This is a genomic window from Erwinia sp. E_sp_B01_1 (genome assembly GCF_036865545.1).
Taxonomy (GTDB): domain Bacteria; phylum Pseudomonadota; class Gammaproteobacteria; order Enterobacterales; family Enterobacteriaceae; genus Erwinia.
In genome coordinates, this window is sequence record NZ_CP142208.1 from 2,646,494 (window position 1) to 2,664,943 (window position 18,450).

Consider the following 18,450-nt stretch of genomic DNA (forward strand, 5'->3'; position numbering starts at 1 on the left):
ATCAATTTAAGGCTGGCTAACCGGCCGCCCATCAATCTGGCTTATTTACAAATTTCGGCCAGCCCGCATCACTCATGGTCATCACTTAGCTGAGTTGTGACTTTGTTATTGAAATCTCATTGAAAACAGAGGGAGGGTCAGGAAATTTCTTAAATGCCAACTACGCTTTAATGAAAGTCGCTAAATTTGTCGAGCAGAGCACCCATAAGTTTTGTGTATTCCGATACAGAAACATCAGGTTGGCATAAGGGTTGCTGTACTCAGTTAAGTTCCTTCAGGGGCTGACCACTATTAGGCTCCTGGTTCCTGTGCTAAAAACGAAAGGACGGGCATCGCTATGAATATATTCGATCACTATCGTCAGCGTTATGAAGCTGCCAAGGACGAAGAGTTCACACTGCAGGAGTTTCTTACCGTTTGTCGGCAAGATCGCAGTGCATACGCCAACGCGGCAGAAAGACTATTAATGGCTATTGGCGATCCAATAATGGTCGACACTGCTCTTGAGCCACGCCTTTCCCGACTGTTCTCTAATCGTGTCGTCGCGCGCTATCCAGCCTTTGAAGAATTTTACGGTATGGAGGAAGCCATTGAACAGATTGTTTCTTACCTGAAACATGCCGCTCAGGGCCTGGAAGAGAAGAAGCAAATACTCTATCTGTTGGGGCCTGTAGGGGGCGGTAAATCATCACTGGCCGAGCGCCTCAAATCGTTAATGCAGCGCGTTCCTATTTATGTTCTGAGTGCTGATGGTGAGCGTAGCCCGGTTAACGACCACCCTCTCTGCCTGTTCAATCCTCAGGAAGATGCCAATATTCTTGAAAAAGAGTACGGTGTACCCCGCCGCTATCTGGGCACCATCATGTCACCCTGGGCTGCCAAACGACTTCATGATTTTGGGGGCGATATCTCCCGCTTCAAAGTTGTCAAAGTCTGGCCTTCCATTCTGGATCAGCTGGCGATTGCTAAAACGGAACCGGGTGATGAAAACAACCAGGATATCTCCGCACTGGTTGGTAAAGTGGATATCCGTAAGCTGGAAAATCACGCACAGAACGATCCTGATGCCTATGGTTATTCTGGTGCGCTTTGCCGCGCAAACCAGGGGATGATGGAATTCGTGGAGATGTTTAAAGCGCCGATTAAAGTGCTGCATCCCCTGCTCACTGCGACTCAGGAAGGTAACTATAACGGCACCGAGGGGATTTCTGCCCTGCCGTTCAACGGGATTATCCTGGCGCACTCCAATGAATCAGAGTGGGTGACTTTCCGTAACAATAAAAACAACGAAGCGTTCCTTGACCGTGTTTATATCGTCAAGGTGCCCTACTGCCTGCGCGTATCGGAAGAGATTAAAATCTACAACAAACTGCTGGATCACAGCGAACTGACGCACGCCCCTTGTGCACCTGGCACGCTGGAAACCCTGGCCCGTTTCTCTATTCTCTCGCGTCTGAAAGAGCCTGAGAACTCCAGCACCTACTCCAAAATGCGTGTCTATGATGGTGAAAGCCTGAAAGATACCGATCCTAAAGCCAAGTCTTATCAGGAATATCGTGATTATGCCGGTGTGGATGAGGGGATGAACGGCCTTTCCACCCGATTCGCGTTTAAAATTCTCTCTCGCGTGTTCAACTTTGACCATGCTGAGGTGGCCGCTAACCCGGTCCATCTGTTCTATGTCCTTGAACAGCAAATTGAGCGGGAACAGTTCCCACAGGATCTGGCAGAGAAGCATCTGGAACATCTCAAAGGGTATCTGATTCCTAAATATGCTGAGTTCATCGGCAAAGAGATTCAGACAGCCTATCTGGAATCGTACTCAGAGTATGGTCAGAACATTTTTGACCGTTATGTCACTTATGCCGACTTCTGGATTCAGGATCAGGAGTACCGTGACCCTGATACCGGTCAGCTCTTTGACCGTGAATCGCTGAATGCGGAACTGGAGAAAATTGAGAAGCCAGCGGGCATCAGCAATCCCAAGGATTTCCGTAACGAAATCGTTAACTTCGTATTGCGTGCACGGGCTCACAACAGCGGTCGCAATCCAAACTGGACCAGCTATGAGAAGCTGCGTACTGTGATTGAGAAGAAAATGTTCTCGAATACCGAGGAGCTGCTGCCGGTCATTTCGTTTAATGCCAAAACGTCCACGGATGAACAGAAGAAACACGATGATTTTGTCGACCGTATGATGGAGAAAGGGTATACCCGTAAACAGGTTCGCCTGCTGTGCGAATGGTATCTGCGAGTCAGAAAATCGTCCTGATAGTTGCCTCATAAGTCCATTTCAAGGGGCGGGGAAACCCGCCCCAGCTTGCAACGTTGTTTGGGGGAGTTATGGCCTACTTTATCGATCGACGTCTTAACGGCAAAAACAAGAGCGCGGTGAATCGCCAGCGTTTCTTGCGCCGTTATAAGTCGCAAATCAAACAGTCGATCTCCGAGGCCATCAACAAGCGTTCGGTAACAGACGTTGAAAGCGGCGAGTCCGTTTCTATTCCAATTGATGATATCAATGAACCCATTTTCCATCAGGGTCGCGGCGGCCAGCGCCATCGCGTTCACCCAGGTAATGACCATTTCGTACAAAACGACCGCGTTGAACGTCCTCAGGGCGGTGGCGGCGGTGGCGGCAGTGGCCAGGGTAATGCCAGCCAGGATGGTGAAGGATCGGATGAATTTGTCTTTAACATCTCTAAAGATGAGTATCTGGACCTGCTTTTCGAGGATTTAGCACTGCCAAATCTCAAGAAAAATCAGCATCGCCAGCTTAATGAATACAAAGTCCATCGCGCGGGATATACCTCTAACGGGGTGCCGGCAAACATTAGTGTTGTCCGTTCGCTACAAAACTCCCTTGCCCGTCGTACGGCGATGACTGCGGGTAAACGTCGAAGGCTGGGCGAACTGGAAGCCACTCTTGAGGAGATTGAAAAAGCGGAACCGGCTCAACTCCTGAAAGAGGAGCACCTGCGTAAAGAAATTGCCGAGTTGAGAGCGCGGATCAAGCGGGTACCCTTTATCGACACTTTCGATCTGCGTTATAAAAACTTTGAGAAACGTCCTGAGCCGTCCAGTCAGGCGGTAATGTTCTGCCTGATGGACGTGTCAGGTTCTATGGACCAGGCGACCAAGGATATGGCTAAAAGGTTCTATATCCTGCTTTATCTGTTCCTTAGCCGGACTTACAAGAATGTTGATGTGGTCTATATCCGTCACCATACGCAGGCCAAGGAAGTTGACGAGCAGGAGTTCTTCTACTCTCAGGAAACCGGGGGAACCATCGTTTCCAGCGCGCTTAAGTTGATGGATGAAGTTGTTAAAGAGCGCTATGACCCGACTCAATGGAATATCTATGCAGCTCAGGCGTCGGATGGAGACAACTGGGCGGATGATTCACCTTTATGTCATGAGATCCTCGCGAAGAACATTTTGCCGGTGGTCAGGTATTACAGCTATATCGAAATCACCCGGCGTGCACATCAGACTCTGTGGCGAGAGTATGAACATCTGCAGGCGATTTTTGATAATTTCGCTATACAGCATATTCGGGAACCAGAAGATATTTATCCGGTCTTCCGCGAGTTGTTCCACAAACAGGTGGAAGAAAGCTACTGAACATCCGCCTGCCTCTGCAAGCCAGTAAAATTTCTTACTGGCTTTCCCGCCTGTTTTGCGCCCTGAATTCTGTTAAAATGCCCCCTTTCGTCGATATTTACACTCAATCCCGCAAATAACCCCTGTTTCATGCGCACTCAGCGCCATTTGGATGCGCCTTTTGTGAGTTATTATGTATTATTAATATTAACTCTCATATTGGCACGATGAAGTATGTCAATATTTTGACAATGACGGTGTCTTTACAACACACTGTTAAAGCAGTCTTTTCTGACACAGGAGAACGCCCCATTGGAAGCCAGCGCAATTTACAGTCTGTTTATCATCGGTTCCGTGCTGGTTGCTTCAAGCATTTTGCTGAGTTCCTTCTCTTCAAAGCTTGGCATCCCGATTCTGGTCATTTTCCTGGCGTTGGGAATGCTGGCGGGCATTGATGGGATTGGTGGGATCGCTTTTGATAACTATCCCGCTGCCTATCTGATCAGTAATCTTGCACTGGCAGTGATTCTGCTGGATGGCGGAATGCGCACTCAGGCCAGCTCCTTCAGAGTCGCCCTGGGGCCAGCCCTGTCGCTGGCTACCGTTGGCGTATTGATTACCGCCGGTCTGACCGGCATGGCTGCAGCCTGGTTATTTAATCTGGATATGATTGACGGTTTTCTGGTCGGGGCCATTATTGGTTCAACCGATGCCGCTGCGGTTTTCTCACTGCTGGGCGGCAAAGGATTGAACGAGCGCGTCAGCGCCACCCTGGAAATTGAATCAGGCAGCAACGACCCTATGGCTGTGTTCCTGACCATTACGCTGATTGAGATGATTCAGATGGGGCAAACCGGGCTTAGCTGGATGTTCCTTGTCCATCTTATCCAGCAGTTTGGTCTGGGGATCGTTATGGGGCTTGGCGGTGGCTGGGCACTGCAGCAGTTAATTAACCGGGTTTCGCTGGCCAGTGGACTTTATCCCCTTCTGGCCGTCAGCGGCGGCATCCTGATTTTTGCGCTGACCACGGCACTTGAAGGCAGCGGCATTCTTGCTGTTTATCTCTGCGGCTTTGTTCTGGGTAACCGGCCTATACGCAACCGTCATGGCATTCTGCAGACCTTTGATGGAATGGCGTGGCTGAGTCAGATTGGCATGTTCCTGGTGCTGGGGCTGCTGGTCAATCCAGCCGATCTCTGGGGCATAGCGTTACCGGCCATGCTTTTGTCGCTGTGGCTAATCCTTTTTGCCCGTCCGCTGTCAGTGTTTATTGGCCTGCTGCCTTTCCGCAGCTTCACCCTCCGCGAGCGTATGTTTATCAGTTGGGTGGGTCTGCGGGGTGCGCTGCCTATTATCCTTGCCGTGTTCCCGATGATGGCCGGTTTACCTCACGCTTCCCTGTTCTTTAATATCGCCTTCTTTGTGGTGCTGGTTTCCCTGATGGTTCAGGGGACGTCGCTGGGATTAGCGGCACGTAAAGCCAGAGTGATTGTTCCTCCTACTGCCTCACCGGTATCCCGTATAGGGCTGGATATCCATCCGGAAAACCCCTGGGAGCAATTTGTCTATCAACTGGGTGCTGATAAATGGTGTGTGGGCGCGGCATTACGCGAGCTTAAGCTCCCCAGAGAAACGCGCATTGCAGCCGTGTTCCGCCATAATCTGTTGCTCCATCCGACGGGTAACACCCGGCTGAGAGAAGGCGACGTACTCTGTATCATTGGCCGCGAAAAAGATTTACCGGCGCTGGGGAAATTGTTCAGCCAGTCGCCTCCTGTCTCCCTGGACCAGCGTTTCTTTGGCGACTTTATTCTGCAAGCGGATGCCCGCCTGAATGATGTTTCTGAAATTTACGGCATCGATCTCGATGCTGAAACCAATGTTCAGCAAACGCTGGGGCATCTGGTGGCAGGTATGATTGGCGGCGCCCCGGTGGTAGGCGATCAGGTTGAATGGAAAAACATGATCTGGACCGTGGCCGAAAAAGAAGCCAATGAGATAGTGAAGATTGGGGTGCGCGTTGCGGAAGAGAAAGAATAATCCGGCTTTGAGACGTACCGGTTAAGACAAGGACTATTCCTGGCTAAACTGGCTCGATCTCCGACAGATAACGACTACGCTTAAAGTTCGTATCCATCCTGAAGGGAGAAAAATATGGGTCATATCGTTAAGATCGGTCGCTATGAGATCATCGATGCTGAACTGGATGCTGAGGATTTTGATACCCTGAGCATTCCTTGCAACACTAATCCCGATCTGAGCTACCAGCTTGACGGGTGGGACAGTGAAACCAGCGTTCCCGCATGGATTGATGGCGAACCTGTCACTCTCGCCATCGGGCATTATGACAAACAGCAGGATCGTTGGATACTGAAAAAACCCGCCTGACTCTTTTTGTCTCCTTCACCGTTACGGATTAACGTAACGGTGAATCCCTCTTTAAACTTCCTTTCAATTGTTATTAAACCGTCACACAGTCCGGGTTTAGCTAAATTTCCCCGCTTCGTTACCCCCTCCTGTTTAATGCTTTTGTGCTGTTCATTCTTTACGCACTTTTAGGAATTTACCGTATTAACTAACCTAAATAACTGCTGCATACTCCCTGTACTGCTTCGTGATGAAACAGCCTGGTATACCCAATAATAAAAGTTTCTTTTCCGTCTTTATTCTGTCCTTTGCGAGCTATCAAGAATAATTTATTGATGCTGTAGGAAACAGCGTTAATAGCGCCAATCCTGAACGCGAGCTTGATCCCCGTCAGGCCATTGATTCTTAATGAAAAGAGAGCAGGCATTATGGCTAGTACTCTGGTACTGAACGATCGTCGCCGGGCATTCAGCGGCACCCGAAAAAACATTATTGCCAAAGTCACACTCAGTCTTTCGGATTTAATCTCTATTAACCTGGCCTTGTTTTTATCTGCAGCAACCGTGCAGGGTATTTGGGGTAACCTGGATATATTTATTCCGCCCCAGGAAGTGAAGGTCCGCTTTATTGCTCAATTCGTTATGTCGCTGGTTTGTACTGCCTGGTTCTGGATGCGTTTGCGTCATTACACATACCGAAAACCATTCTGGTTTGAATTAAAAGAGATCATCAAAACGCTGGTCATATTCTCGCTTCTTGATCTGGCACTTATTGCCTTTTCAAAATGGGATTTCTCCCGCCTGCTCTGGTGTTTCACCTGGACCTACGCGCTGATTCTGGTGCCCCTTCTGCGATCCAGCGTTAAGCACGCCATCCTCAAAGCGGGACAGTGGCAGAAACAGACCATCATCATCGGTTCTGGCAAGAATGCCCGCGAAGCCTATGCTGCGCTGCAAAGTGAAGAGCTGCTGGGCTATGAAGTCACTGCCTTTGTGGCTTCAAACGGACATACCGGCGCAGAGAGTCTGAATGGGGTGCCCGTTATCACTTCAAAGGATATCGTCTGGGATACCGTAGACCTGGAAAATACCCAGTTCATTGTGGCAATGGAATATGAACAGCAGGGTATGCGTGATAAATGGCTCAAGCTTTTGTCGAAGAAGAAGTGCCGTTCCGTCTCCGTTGTTCCTACCCTTCGTGGCGTGCCGCTTTACGGTACGGATATGTCCTTTATCTTCAGTCACGAGGTGATGATTCTTCGGGTCAGCAATAATCTGGCCAAGCGTTCTTCACGCTTTTTGAAACGCACCTTTGATATTGTTGTTGCCTCGATGCTGTTACTTCTGCTGGCACCTGCCTTCGGCGTGATTTGCTGGATGGTGGGACGTGATGGCGGCAATAAAATTTATGGCCATGAACGCGTGGGCCATGAAGGGAAGAAATTTAAATGCCTGAAGTTCCGCTCGATGGTCACCAACTCAAAAGAGGTGCTGGAGGAGCTTTTGGCCACCAGTGAGGAGGCGAGAATGGAATGGGATAAAGACTTTAAATTAAAGAACGATCCCCGCATCACTAAAATTGGCGCCTTCCTGCGTAAATCCAGCCTGGACGAGTTACCCCAGCTGTGGAATGTTATCCGCGGTGAGATGAGTCTGGTCGGCCCTCGTCCGGTTATTGAAGCTGAGCTGGAACGTTATGCCGGTGATGTTGATTACTACCTGATGGCTAAACCCGGCATGACCGGATTGTGGCAGGTCAGTGGCCGTAATGATATTGACTACGATACCCGCGTTTATTTCGATTCCTGGTATGTGAAAAACTGGGCGTTGTGGACCGATATCGCTATTCTGTTTAAAACCGCCGGCGTCGTGTTCCGCCGCGATGGTGCTTATTAAAGTGTGAAATGTGGGAGTCATTTTTGCCAGAAGCCAGAATGACTCTCACTTCACCGCTGAAAGTTCCTCTTTTCTTTTTCTGCAGTTGTCACTAACCTGTGCGGCTTGCTTTTATATGGATGCCGCTACGCACGATGCAAAAATTCACCCTGCTTTTACTCAGTCTTGTGCTCCTGGCCCCCCTGGGCATCGACCTTTATTTGCCTACCCTTCCTGACATCGCGCTGGGTCTTGACACGCCAGTCACCACTATTCAGACCACCATTCCCCTGTTTTTACTGGTGATGGGCCTGGGACAGATCGTGGCGGGCCCGCTGGTTGATAACTTTGGCCGTAAACCTGTGGCTATAGCCGGGATCCTGCTTTATCTGTTGGGCAGCATTCTTGCGGCTACGGCCACCGGCTGGCCACAATTCCTCAGCGCGCGAATTGTTCAGGGTTGTGCGGTTTGCTGTACCGCTGTTGTGGCCTTCAGCGGCGTCAGGGATCGTCTTGAAGGTGATGAAGCGGCCCGGGCTTATGGCTTCCTGAACGGTGCTTTGAATATTGTTCCGGCGCTGGCTCCGATGCTTGGCGGCTTCCTGGCCGATGCTTTTGGCTGGCGCGCGCCCTTCTGGTTCCTGACAAGCTATGCGCTGGTGATTGGCCTGATGATTTTGCGCTTCCTGCCGGAAACCCGTCCCGTAGGAACGCTGGCGGTGAAAGGACTCCCGGTGGCTCAGTACGCCAGGATCCTGCGTGAACCCCGCTTTCTGGCCTTTGCTTTTGCCAATGCGGGAGCTATGGGAATGGTGCTGACTTATGTCTCACTGGCTCCCCAGGTGCTGATGACCGAAGGCAAACTCTCTGCCCTGCAGTTCTCCATTGCTTTCGGCGCTAACGGTTTCTGGATTATGCTGGTCAGCGTGCTGGTGAATAAAATGATCCGTAAGCTGGGCCGGCCAATTTGCCTGGCATTTGGCAGTCTGGCAATGGCTGTGGGCGCTTTGACGATGCTGGCAGGGATGGCCATCTTCCCGGCAGAGATGCAAACCAGTTGGGCGCTCTATATGTTCCCGGTCGCTATCTCAGTTGCCGGACTGGCCTTTACCGTCGGCCCCGCCACCAGCTATGCGCTGGAGCCTTATCAGCAGCAGGCCGGCGTCGCTTCGGCTCTGGCTGGATTTATTCAGATGGCGGGCGGCTCTTCAGCCGGATTACTGGCTATGGCTCTGCCGGTGAACGAGAAGCTGGCGCTGAGCGTGATGATGATTATCGGCTCTGTCCTGGCGGCGCTGGCGTGGATGTGCAGTAAGAAAGTGCGCGGTACGCTGACCGCGCTGAAAAGCTAAATAACCTTCACCGGTACCCGCGGGGCGAGCGCGCACATCAGCTCATAACCCACGGTGCCGGCAGCCTGCGCCACCTCATCAATTTTGACATTATTTCCCCACAACTCCACCTTGCTGCCGATGCCGGCCTGGTGGCAAGGCGTCAAATCAATGGTAATCATATCCATTGATACCGCCCCAACAACCTGCGTTCTGACGCCCTCTATCCAGACTGGTGTGCCGGTGGGTGCATGCCGCGGGTAGCCATCGGCATAGCCACAGGCTATCACGCCGATTCGCTGCTCACCGGCTGCACGGTAACGGGCGCCATATCCTACGCCATCGCCCGCTTTTAAGGTCTGGATGCCGATTATTTCACTGCTCAGCGTCATTGCCGGTTTCAGGCCACAGCTGGCGATATCCTGCCACTGTCCGCTGGGCGATGCCCCGTAAAGGATAATTCCCGGACGCACCCAGTCATGATGCGTTTGCGGATGCCACAACGTGGCCGCAGAGTTTGCCAGCGAACGCGGACAATCCAGCCCTTCTGCCGCCTGTTCAATGCGTTTTAACGGTTCGACAATACCCTCACTGGTTTCTGCCTCGGCGAAATGCGCCATCAGCGTCATTTCACCCACGTTCTTCAACGTGCGCAGTTTTCGCCAGGCTTGCTGAACCTGCTCTGGCTGAAAGCCCAGACGGTTCATGCCGCTGTTCATTTTCACGTAGATATCAAGTGGAGCGGAAAGTTCAGCCCGGGCCAGCGCCTGAATTTGCCAGTTGCTGTGCACGCTGGTGGTCAGACGATAACGATCCAGAATCTCCAGCTCGTCGGCATGGAAAAAGCCTTCCAGCAGCAGAATGGGTTTCTTCCAGCCGCGTTCACGCAGCAGAATCGCCTCCTCGAGATTGAGTAGCGCGAAACCATCTGTTTCAGCAAAACTTTGCCAGATACGGTCGATACCGTGACCATAGGCATTGGCTTTCACCACTGACCACAGGCGGGAATGAGGTGCAGCCTGGCGGGCGACCGCCAGGTTATGTCGCAACGCGCTGGTGTCGAGGGTGGCGACAATCGGACGAGACATAACTTCTCCTGGTTCTCAAATCGGGAAGATCAGCGGGCAGCGTGTAGCGTCTGGCCGGGGTTTGGATAAAATCCCGGCAGATAGCGCATTACGGACAGATCATCAGCGGCAATTGCAGGGCTCCGTCCGGAGATAATATCAGAAAGAAGCTGCCCCGAACCGCAGGCCATGGTCCAACCGAGCGTTCCGTGACCAGTATTAAGATAAAGATTCTTCAGCGGGGTACGTCCCACTATCGGCGTGCCATCTGGCGTCATCGGGCGCAGCCCCGTCCAGAAGGTCGCCTGCTCAATATGGCCCCCTTCCGGATAGAGATCGCTGACCACCATTTCCAGCGTTTTCCGGCGGGCAGGCAGTAATTTGGTGTTGTAGCCGACAATCTCAGCCATTCCCCCTACCCGGATGCGATCGTCAAAGCGGGTTATTGCCACTTTATAAGTCTCATCCAGCACGGTAGAGAGCGGTGAGGCTTGTGCATTTTTGATCGGGATAGTCAGGGAATAGCCCTTGAGCGGATAGACCGGAATGCTGACAACATCTTTCAGTAAGCCGGTCGAATAGGACCCGAATGCCACCACGAAAGCATCCGCAGCGATCAGTTCAGCGCCACACTTCACTGCCGCAATCTGATTGCCTTCCTGTAACAGCGCATCCACTGACATATTGAAGCGGAAAGTCACCCCGGCGCTGACGGCCATTTCGGCCAGCTGCTGGGTAAAGAGCTGGCAGTCGCCAGTTTCATCATTGGGTAACCGCAGGCCACCGGTGAGTTTATGCTGAGTGGCGGCCAGGGCTGGCTCCGCCTTTGCAAGCTCAGAAGATTCCAGTAATTCGTAAGGCACACCGGCCTCTTTCAGGACGGCGATATCTTTGCTGGCACTTTCGAACTGCTGCGCCGTGCGGAACAGTTGCAGGGTGCCGCCCTGGCGGCCTTCATAGGCAATACCGGTTTGATGGCGTAGCTCTTTCAGGCAGTCACGGCTGTACTCCGCTATACGCACCATGCGGCTTTTGTTTTCCTGATAATGCCGCAGATCGCAGTTGCGCAGCATTTGCCACATCCATTCCAGTTGAAAACGACTGCCGTCTGGCCGGATAGCCAGCGGTGCATGGCGCTGAAACATCCACTTCATGGCCTTAAGGGGCACACCAGGCGCCGCCCAGGGCGCGGCATAACCCGGAGAGATTTGCCCCGCATTCCCGGCACTGGTTTCCAGCGCGACGCCAGGCTGACGATCGATAACCGTGACTTCATGCCCGGCCTGCGCAAGATACCAGGCGCTGGCTACGCCGACTACCCCACTACCCAGAATGACAACTCGCATACCGTCTCACCACCGTTTTAAAAAAGAGGAATAAACTGGTTTTTTGCAATCGCCACGGATTAAACCACTGGTGACCCACAGGCAACATTGCACTGACATATTTCACATGTTTTTTACTATAAAGGGTAATAAAAAGACGATGGTGGGAGATATTCGGAATTTAATACTGCCGGACCCCGGTTAAAAGCAGCAAATAATTACAAACAGGGGATTTTATGCCTTTACCAGCAGAAAGTGATCCGTTCATATCTTTCCCTTATATACAGAATATAATTCTGCAACTTACATCAATTATCGCATTTCACCCGACGTAAAATTTATTTTCCTCTCACCGCTCTATTTTCTCCCGAAGATTTCCATTGTAATCATCACAGGGATCGGAGAGAGTGAACTATCATTGAGTTACTGGCTTTAATTCCAGACCTCTCTCTGCGCTCACCGCGCGGGAACAGGTCGACATGAAAACGGATGTTTTGCCGCTACCTGGAGTAACGTCGAAAACCGGTTTTAAAAAAGGGGTGCGCTATGACGACTATCTTCGATGATGCCATTAAGGACAGCAAACGACTCAGTGATGGACCAGACTGGACCTTTGATCTGCTGGATGTATATCTGAAAGAGATCGACCGCGTCGCCAGGCTCTACCGGCTTGAAACCTACCCTCATCAGATCGAAGTGATCACCTCAGAGCAAATGATGGACGCCTACTCCAGCGTAGGAATGCCCATCAACTATGCCCACTGGTCATTCGGTAAAAAATTCATTGAGACCGAACAACGTTATAAGCATGGCCAGCAGGGTCTGGCCTATGAAATTGTCATAAATTCCAATCCCTGTATCGCCTACCTGATGGAAGAGAACACCATTACCATGCAGGCGCTGGTTATCGCCCATGCCTGCTACGGTCATAACTCTTTCTTTCGCAATAACTATTTATTCCGTAGCTGGACAGATGCCAGTTCGATCGTTGACTATCTTATTTTTGCCCGCAACTACATCTCTGAATGTGAAGAGCGTTACGGCCTGGAAGAGGTGGAGAAACTACTGGATTCCTGCCATGCGCTGATGAATTACGGCGTGGATCGTTATAAACGCCCACAAAAGATCTCTCTGCAGGAAGAGAAAGCCCGTCAGCAGAGCCGCGAGGAGTATCTGCAAAGCCAGGTAAACATGCTTTGGCGCACTTTGCCACGGCGTGAAATTGAATCAACCCAGGCTGAAGCGGCGCGCTATCCCTCCGAACCCCAGGAAAATCTGCTCTACTTTATGGAAAAGAATGCTCCCCTGCTTGAGTCATGGCAGCGCGAGATATTACGTATTGTCCGGAAGGTGAGTCAGTATTTCTATCCACAGAAACAGACCCAGGTAATGAATGAAGGCTGGGCAACGTTCTGGCATTACACCATTCTTAATCACCTTTATGATGAGGGCAAAGTTTCCGAGCGCTTTATGCTGGAGTTTCTGCACAGCCACACCAATGTGGTTTACCAGCCGCCCTATAACAGTCAGTGGTATAACGGCATCAACCCTTATGCGCTGGGCTTTGCGATGTTCCAGGATATTAAAAGGATTTGTGAGGAGCCAACAGAAGAAGATCGCTACTGGTTCCCGGATATTGCTGGTAGTGACTGGCTGGAAACATTGCACTTCGCGATGCGTGAATTTAAAGATGAAAGCTTTATCAGCCAGTTCCTTTCACCAAAAGTCATGCGTGATTTCCGTTTGTTTACCGTGATGGATGACGATCGTAATAACTTTCTCGAGATTGCCGCCATCCACGATGAGGCTGGATACCGTGCCATTCGCCAGCAGCTTTCCGCTCAATATAACCTGAGCAATCTTGAGCCCAACATCCAGGTTTATGATGTTGATCTGCGGGGCGACCGTTCACTGACCTTGCGTTATGTCCCTCACAGCCGTGCACCGCTGGATAAAAGCCGCCGGGAGGTGCTGAAGCATGTGCATCGCCTGTGGGGTTTTGATGTGCATCTTGAGCAACAGAATGAAGACGGCAGTACAGAACTGCTGGATCGCTGTCCTCCACGTCCTTCCACACTGTAGTTTTTGGTTAAAAAAAAGCCGGTTCCAAATGAACCGGCTTTTTTATGCATGACACTCAGCGGCGTTGCGGGGGCAAATCCGTCGGCATGCTGTTCTGCATCCCGTGCCAGATCTCGCCACTGCGTCTGCCATAATCGCGAACCGTGTCAACGATTGCATCGAACTGCTGATTCTGACAGATAGTTAACAATTGCTGATAGAAGTCGCGGGCGAGTTGCCGCGCTTCCGGATTAGAGAAATAGTGTCTTCCTACCCGGGTATATAGCCCTTTCAGGCCATTGAGGATCAGACCATAAATAGGGTTGCCGGAGGCAAAAGCCAGCCCACGGAAAATATTGTAGTCGAGGTCGGTATAGGCCTCAGCCTTATCCTCTACGTTCTGCGCTGTTAACAGCACTTCGGTAGCTTTTTCCGGATAAGTGCGGATAGCACGTCGGATAAAGATGGAGGAGATATTGGTGCGTACGGAGAGCAGGTTATCAACCAGCTGGGGCACACTGTCGTGATCTAACCGTGCCAGCGTTTCCAGAATACTCAGGCCAGACGTTTCCCAGAAATTATTAACTTTAGTGGGTTTACCGTGCTGGATGGTCAGCCAGCCGTCGCGGGCGAGACGCTGAAGGACTTCACGTAAGGTAGTGCGGGTGACACCAATTAATTCTGAAAGCTCACGTTCTGCTGGCAAAATCGACCCGGGAGGGAAGCGACTGTTCCAGATGCTTTCAATAATATACTCTTCAGCGAAACCCGCTGGGCTCTGCGCCTTAATGACCATAGCGAATTGTTTCCATTGCGTTCAGGACTGCAAATATTGAGCTCATCATACCAGATGCCCGCAGGATGACATAGATCAGGCCGGGGTTAAAACGGCGTTGATCCCGCAAAATTCCCAAAAATGTTGGTCCGGCCCGATCGTGCCGTCCTGCTGCCCTGATGGGCTCATAAGTCACTTTCAGCATTATATTTTCTCTGAGTGTGGCTGGCACGAAGAGGCTTTTAGTTTACACTGCCGGGTGACGCCCATCACATGGAATGATTATGTTGCGATATCTGAATAGCTGTTCCCGCGGCCGGGGTGCCTGGCTGTTAATGGCTTTTACTGCTTTTGCGCTGGAAATGGTTGCGCTCTATTTCCAGCACGTCATGATGCTGAAACCCTGCGTAATGTGCATCTATGAACGTTGCGCGCTGTTCGGCATCATGGGTGCCGGTATTGTGGGTGCCATTGCCCCTAAAACCCCGCTGCGCTGGGTCGCGATCCTGCTCTGGATCTACAGCGCCTGGGAAGGCCTGCGGCTCTCCTGGGAACATACCATGATCCAACTGCATCCCAATCCCTTTGTGACCTGTGACTTTGCTGCACGCTTTCCTGCCTGGCTGCCGCTGAACAAATGGCTGCCCTCTGTGTTTGTCGCATCGGGGGATTGTGCTGAAAAGCAGTGGTCTTTCCTGACGCTGGGAATGCCACAGTGGCTGGTGGGCATTTTTGCCGCGTTTTTAGTGGTGGCGGTGCTGGTGTTGATTGCTCAACCCTTCAAACCTAAGCGGCGTGATTTGTTCTCACGTTAATCATTACTGCAGGGCAACCCCGTAAACTGCACGTTAGCGCCGGAACAGTAATGGCGTAAGGTGCAGTTTTTTTTCGGCTGGAATTCATGCAGGGGAGAAATTTAGTGGAAGGAACAAGATTGCGCTACTAAGCTGAAAACACGCAATAAAACTCAAGGGAGTGTTATGAAACAGATCGCATTTGTGCTGGCACTGACGTTTTCTGCCGCTATCCTTTCTGGCTGTGCTCCGCGTGATGACACGCATTCTCCACCACCTGCACCGCCCAGCGGTCAACAACCCCCTGGCGCACCAGGTGGAAGTGGCCCGGTAGGGCAACCTCAAGCCTGATAGCCGACTCCATCCTCAAATCAAAGCAGCCTTTCTGTGAACGGTTCACCTGCTTCAACCTTATGCAGGCAGTTCATTCCAGAGGCGGCTTTCTTTTTATCAGCGATGAGGCCGGTTAATAATATGATCTTCCCAGTCCCGCACTTCACTTTCACGCACCGCAATATGCCGGACAGAAATACGCGCGGCATGCATAGCGGCTTTAGAGCCACTGCGTAAAGGGTGCCAGACCGGCAGATTCTTGCCTTCAGCCAGTACCCGATAGGCACAGCTGGGCGGTAGCCAGGAAAAAGTGGGTAAATTTTCCCGCGTTAATTTGAGGCAATCCTCTTCCAGTTCGAAGCGGCGCTCATAATTACGGCACTGGCAGGTTTTGATATTGAGCTGATTACAGGCGACGTTGGTGAAATAGATTTCATCAGTGTCCGCATCCTGCAGCTTGTTCAGACAGCACTGGCCACATCCGTCACACAAGGATTCCCATTCCTCATCACTCATTTGTTCCAGCGTTTTCCGCTGCCAGAAAGGGGTATCAGTCATGTTCGGTGTCCCGTTTAAGTAAAAGCCCGCACCTTATAAACAGTTCGGGCTTCAGTTGCAAGCCTTACAGCACGCGAGTAGCGACGCCATGTCCGCCCAGCGAGACTTCCAGCTTATCGCCGGAGGCCATCGGCCCTACTCCTTCCGGGGTGCCCGTCAGAATAATATCCCCGGCGCGCAGGGTGAAGAATTTGCTCATATAGGCAATCAGCGGCAGGATCTTATGGATCATATCTTCGGTGCTGCCCTGCTGGCGAACTTCACCATTCACTAACAGCTTCAGTTCCACATTTTGCGGATCGGCACCAAATTCACTGACCGGAATAAAACCGGAAACAGGGCAGGAGTTGTCGAAACCTTTGGCTTTTTCCCAGGGTTGCCCGGCTTTTTTGCAGCCCGCCTGCACATCACGCAGCGTCAAATCCAGGGCCACCCCGTAGCCCGCGATGGCTTTGGCCACGTGGTCTTCTGTTGCATGCTTTAAAGTAGAACCGATCAGCACGGCCAGTTCAACTTCGTGGTGTACCGCGCCAAGATCCTTAGGGATTGAAAGCGGCTGACGGATATCGCAGAGCGCCGTTTCAGGTTTAATAAACAACACCGGTTCTGAAGGTGTAGCGCTGCCCATCTCTTTAATATGTTTGGCATAATTACTGCCCACGCAGACCACTTTGCTTACCGGATAATCCAACAATGCGCCCTGCCAGTTGTGATGCTGATACATATTGTTCCCCTGCCTGCGTTGAGGTGAGATGGCCAGCCAGTGGCCACCTTTCCGTGAGTGTGCGTTAGGTTACTTTGAGATAGCGTCGGCCATCATGCCGATACTGATGGCGAAATAATACGATCGATTCCAGTGCATGATTGTGCGGAAATTGTCATAAACCATGAATGCCCTTCCCGGCGCATCGTCTGGGGTAACAATCCAGGCTCGCTGATGGGTATCCGGCAGAGCCTCATCGCTGTTCATGCGGATCCCCAGTTTTTCCCACTCGCCGACGGTTTTAGCCTGCTGATTTTTCAGCCCGGCCTGTTCTGGCACAAAGTCCACAGGCAGGATGACTTCCCTTCCCCAGCCCTCTCCCGGCTTCCACCCCTCTTTGGAAAGATAATTGGCCGTAGAGGCGAACACATCATCGACGTTGTTCCAGATATCGATCCTGCCATCACCGTCACCGTCTGCACCGTAGTTCATAAAGGAGCTTGGCATAAACTGGTTTTGCCCCATAGCGCCGGCCCATGACCCTTTCATCTCATCAGCGGTGATGTGCTGCTGCTGGATAATTTTCAGCGCGGCAACCAGCTCTTTTGTGAAGAAGGCTTCGCGCCGCCCTTCGAAGGCCAGCGTCGAGAGCGCAGAGATCAAATCTTCTCTACCCTGGATTTGACCAAAATTACTCTCCATCGCCCAGAGCGCCACTATATATTGCGCCTGCACGCCATACTGCTGGCTGATGGGCATCAGCTGCCCCTGATAGCGCTGCAGATTGTCACGCCCCTGCGCGATTTTTTTGTCGGTGATTACCCGGGACAGGTAGTCGCTCAGCGTCACCTTTTTTTCCAGCTGATTTTTGTCAGAGGCGATCACATGATCGACAAAATGCACATTGGCAAAAGCACTGTCCAGCGTGGCCTGATCGATACCCTGCTGGAGGGCATGCGCTTTCAGCGTATCTATATAGGCAGGAAATTCTGCAGGATCGCGCCCTTCAGTCGCCAGCGTAGTGCTGGTTTTAACCGGTGCGGCCTGCAGGAATCCACCTTGTGAAGCCGATGCGGGCGCGGAGGAAGCAGAAGGCGTAGCCGGAACCGGCGTCTGAGGCGTGGGAGCCGCGTTGTTTTTACTGGCGCATCCGGCCAGAATCAGCGAGAAAATAATGCTGCTCAGAGAGGTAAGCTTCATGCGGGCATCCTTTTTTTGCCGTCGCCGCCCAATTAAAATCCAGTGGATTATGCTTGTGGCGGCGATATATTTTGCAGATGATTCCTAATTAATCTTTTTTACTCTTTTTCAAGATGGGTCTTAAGCAGACTTTCGATTGGAGGAGGAACCTGTAAATAATAACCCTGAGCCTCAAGGGAAGCCTTTACCTTAGTCAGGTCAGCGTTGGCTAACTTCTTGCTGCCGTCCAGCGGTAGCAGCATGGCTAACAAGGGTTTACCGAAACCCTGCATCAACTCTGCAGGGACACGGGAGAAATCGTCTTTTTTTTCGACATAGAGATAAGTCTGGTCGCGTTTGGAGCTTCTGTAGATCACACAAAACATATTTTTTACTCGAATTAACCTGGATGGTGACTTGCCTGAATATAGCAGTAACTATAACATGCTTGCAGAACTTCGGAATATTGTCCCAACCCGA

At 51.4% G+C, this 18,450-nt stretch carries 17 protein-coding genes; 9 read left to right on the forward strand and 8 right to left on the reverse strand.

Annotated elements, in window-relative coordinates:
- Positions 1 to 337 precede the first annotated feature (337 nt).
- From yeaG to VRC33_RS12565, 6 genes are all read left to right on the forward strand, one after another.
- Positions 338 to 2,272: a protein kinase YeaG gene (gene yeaG / locus VRC33_RS12540; protein ID WP_338556284.1), complete on the forward strand. Its 1,935-nt coding sequence runs from the start codon at positions 338 to 340 to the stop codon at positions 2,270 to 2,272.
- Between the two features lie 71 nt (positions 2,273 to 2,343).
- Positions 2,344 to 3,624: a YeaH/YhbH family protein gene (locus tag VRC33_RS12545; protein ID WP_338556286.1), complete on the forward strand. Its 1,281-nt coding sequence runs from the start codon at positions 2,344 to 2,346 to the stop codon at positions 3,622 to 3,624.
- Positions 3,625 to 3,915: 291 nt separating this feature from the next.
- Positions 3,916 to 5,643, forward strand: coding sequence for a potassium/proton antiporter (locus tag VRC33_RS12550; protein WP_338556288.1), 1,728 nt, complete (start codon positions 3,916 to 3,918; stop codon positions 5,641 to 5,643).
- 114 nt (positions 5,644 to 5,757) lie between these two features.
- Positions 5,758 to 5,991, forward strand: a complete 234-nt coding sequence (locus VRC33_RS12555; protein WP_338556290.1) for a DUF1480 family protein — start codon at positions 5,758 to 5,760, stop codon at positions 5,989 to 5,991.
- 407 nt (positions 5,992 to 6,398) lie between these two features.
- Complete coding sequence (wbaP, locus tag VRC33_RS12560; RefSeq protein WP_338556291.1) at positions 6,399 to 7,865, forward strand: undecaprenyl-phosphate galactose phosphotransferase WbaP; 1,467 nt, start codon at positions 6,399 to 6,401, stop codon at positions 7,863 to 7,865.
- 134 nt (positions 7,866 to 7,999) lie between these two features.
- The gene (locus VRC33_RS12565; protein ID WP_338576722.1) at positions 8,000 to 9,196 is read left to right on the forward strand and encodes a multidrug effflux MFS transporter; all 1,197 of its coding nucleotides are present in this window, start codon (positions 8,000 to 8,002) and stop codon (positions 9,194 to 9,196) included.
- Here VRC33_RS12565 and dadX read toward each other — a convergent pair.
- Together dadX and VRC33_RS12575 are read right to left on the reverse strand one after the other, a co-directional pair.
- Positions 9,193 to 10,263 carry a catabolic alanine racemase DadX gene (gene dadX / locus VRC33_RS12570; RefSeq protein ID WP_338556293.1) on the reverse strand — a complete coding sequence of 357 codons (1,071 nt, stop codon included), beginning with the start codon at positions 10,261 to 10,263 and terminating at the stop codon, positions 9,193 to 9,195. The two genes, VRC33_RS12565 and dadX, sit on opposite strands and share 4 nt — an antisense overlap.
- 29 nt (positions 10,264 to 10,292) lie before the next feature.
- Positions 10,293 to 11,588, reverse strand: coding sequence for a D-amino acid dehydrogenase (locus tag VRC33_RS12575; protein ID WP_338556295.1), 1,296 nt, complete (start codon positions 11,586 to 11,588; stop codon positions 10,293 to 10,295).
- 525 nt (positions 11,589 to 12,113) lie between these two features.
- On the opposite strand from VRC33_RS12575, the gene VRC33_RS12580 reads away from it, so the two are divergent.
- Positions 12,114 to 13,649, forward strand: a complete 1,536-nt coding sequence (locus VRC33_RS12580; protein ID WP_338556297.1) for a SpoVR family protein — start codon at positions 12,114 to 12,116, stop codon at positions 13,647 to 13,649.
- A gap of 55 nt (positions 13,650 to 13,704) precedes the next feature.
- Here the strand turns inward: VRC33_RS12580 and fadR are convergent, their stop codons facing one another.
- The gene (gene fadR / locus VRC33_RS12585; protein ID WP_338556299.1) at positions 13,705 to 14,424 is read right to left on the reverse strand and encodes a fatty acid metabolism transcriptional regulator FadR; all 720 of its coding nucleotides are present in this window, start codon (positions 14,422 to 14,424) and stop codon (positions 13,705 to 13,707) included.
- Positions 14,414 to 14,608: a hypothetical protein gene (locus tag VRC33_RS12590; protein WP_338556301.1), complete on the reverse strand. Its 195-nt coding sequence runs from the start codon at positions 14,606 to 14,608 to the stop codon at positions 14,414 to 14,416. Before VRC33_RS12590 ends, fadR begins: the two co-directional genes overlap by 11 nt.
- Positions 14,609 to 14,687: 79 nt before the next feature.
- Here VRC33_RS12590 and dsbB point away from each other — a divergent pair, with 79 nt between their 5' ends.
- On the forward strand, positions 14,688 to 15,218 hold the full coding sequence (gene dsbB, locus VRC33_RS12595; protein WP_338556303.1) for a disulfide bond formation protein DsbB: 531 nt from the start codon (positions 14,688 to 14,690) through the stop codon (positions 15,216 to 15,218).
- A gap of 165 nt (positions 15,219 to 15,383) precedes the next feature.
- Positions 15,384 to 15,548 carry a hypothetical protein gene (locus VRC33_RS12600; protein ID WP_338556305.1) on the forward strand — a complete coding sequence of 55 codons (165 nt, stop codon included), beginning with the start codon at positions 15,384 to 15,386 and terminating at the stop codon, positions 15,546 to 15,548.
- A gap of 99 nt (positions 15,549 to 15,647) precedes the next feature.
- Here the strand turns inward: VRC33_RS12600 and VRC33_RS12605 are convergent, their stop codons facing one another.
- The 4 genes from VRC33_RS12605 to VRC33_RS12620 all read right to left on the reverse strand — a co-directional run bounded on the left by VRC33_RS12605 (position 15,648) and on the right by VRC33_RS12620 (position 18,356).
- Positions 15,648 to 16,088, reverse strand: a complete 441-nt coding sequence (locus VRC33_RS12605; RefSeq protein WP_338556307.1) for a YcgN family cysteine cluster protein — start codon at positions 16,086 to 16,088, stop codon at positions 15,648 to 15,650.
- A 64-nt stretch (positions 16,089 to 16,152) separates the two neighbouring features.
- Positions 16,153 to 16,812: a fumarylacetoacetate hydrolase family protein gene (locus tag VRC33_RS12610; protein WP_338556309.1), complete on the reverse strand. Its 660-nt coding sequence runs from the start codon at positions 16,810 to 16,812 to the stop codon at positions 16,153 to 16,155.
- A 69-nt stretch (positions 16,813 to 16,881) separates the two neighbouring features.
- Positions 16,882 to 17,991, reverse strand: a complete 1,110-nt coding sequence (locus tag VRC33_RS12615) for a lytic murein transglycosylase (protein WP_338576724.1) — start codon at positions 17,989 to 17,991, stop codon at positions 16,882 to 16,884.
- 98 nt (positions 17,992 to 18,089) lie between these two features.
- Complete coding sequence (locus VRC33_RS12620; protein WP_338556311.1) at positions 18,090 to 18,356, reverse strand: YcgL domain-containing protein; 267 nt, start codon at positions 18,354 to 18,356, stop codon at positions 18,090 to 18,092.
- Positions 18,357 to 18,450: the final 94 nt, after the last annotated feature.

Coding starts and splice junctions, on each gene's coding strand:
- yeaG (WP_338556284.1), top strand. CDS start 338: ATGAATATATTCGATCACTATCGTCAGCGTTATGAAGCTGCCAAGGAC.
- VRC33_RS12545 (WP_338556286.1), top strand. CDS start 2,344: ATGGCCTACTTTATCGATCGACGTCTTAACGGCAAAAACAAGAGCGCG.
- VRC33_RS12555 (WP_338556290.1), top strand. CDS start 5,758: ATGGGTCATATCGTTAAGATCGGTCGCTATGAGATCATCGATGCTGAA.
- wbaP (WP_338556291.1), top strand. CDS start 6,399: ATGGCTAGTACTCTGGTACTGAACGATCGTCGCCGGGCATTCAGCGGC.
- VRC33_RS12565 (WP_338576722.1), top strand. CDS start 8,000: ATGCAAAAATTCACCCTGCTTTTACTCAGTCTTGTGCTCCTGGCCCCC.
- dadX (WP_338556293.1), bottom strand. CDS start 10,263: ATGTCTCGTCCGATTGTCGCCACCCTCGACACCAGCGCGTTGCGACAT.
- VRC33_RS12575 (WP_338556295.1), bottom strand. CDS start 11,588: ATGCGAGTTGTCATTCTGGGTAGTGGGGTAGTCGGCGTAGCCAGCGCC.
- VRC33_RS12580 (WP_338556297.1), top strand. CDS start 12,114: ATGACGACTATCTTCGATGATGCCATTAAGGACAGCAAACGACTCAGT.
- fadR (WP_338556299.1), bottom strand. CDS start 14,424: ATGGTCATTAAGGCGCAGAGCCCAGCGGGTTTCGCTGAAGAGTATATT.
- VRC33_RS12590 (WP_338556301.1), bottom strand. CDS start 14,608: ATGCTGAAAGTGACTTATGAGCCCATCAGGGCAGCAGGACGGCACGAT.
- dsbB (WP_338556303.1), top strand. CDS start 14,688: ATGTTGCGATATCTGAATAGCTGTTCCCGCGGCCGGGGTGCCTGGCTG.
- VRC33_RS12600 (WP_338556305.1), top strand. CDS start 15,384: ATGAAACAGATCGCATTTGTGCTGGCACTGACGTTTTCTGCCGCTATC.
- VRC33_RS12605 (WP_338556307.1), bottom strand. CDS start 16,088: ATGACTGATACCCCTTTCTGGCAGCGGAAAACGCTGGAACAAATGAGT.
- VRC33_RS12610 (WP_338556309.1), bottom strand. CDS start 16,812: ATGTATCAGCATCACAACTGGCAGGGCGCATTGTTGGATTATCCGGTA.
- VRC33_RS12615 (WP_338576724.1), bottom strand. CDS start 17,991: ATGAAGCTTACCTCTCTGAGCAGCATTATTTTCTCGCTGATTCTGGCC.
- VRC33_RS12620 (WP_338556311.1), bottom strand. CDS start 18,356: ATGTTTTGTGTGATCTACAGAAGCTCCAAACGCGACCAGACTTATCTC.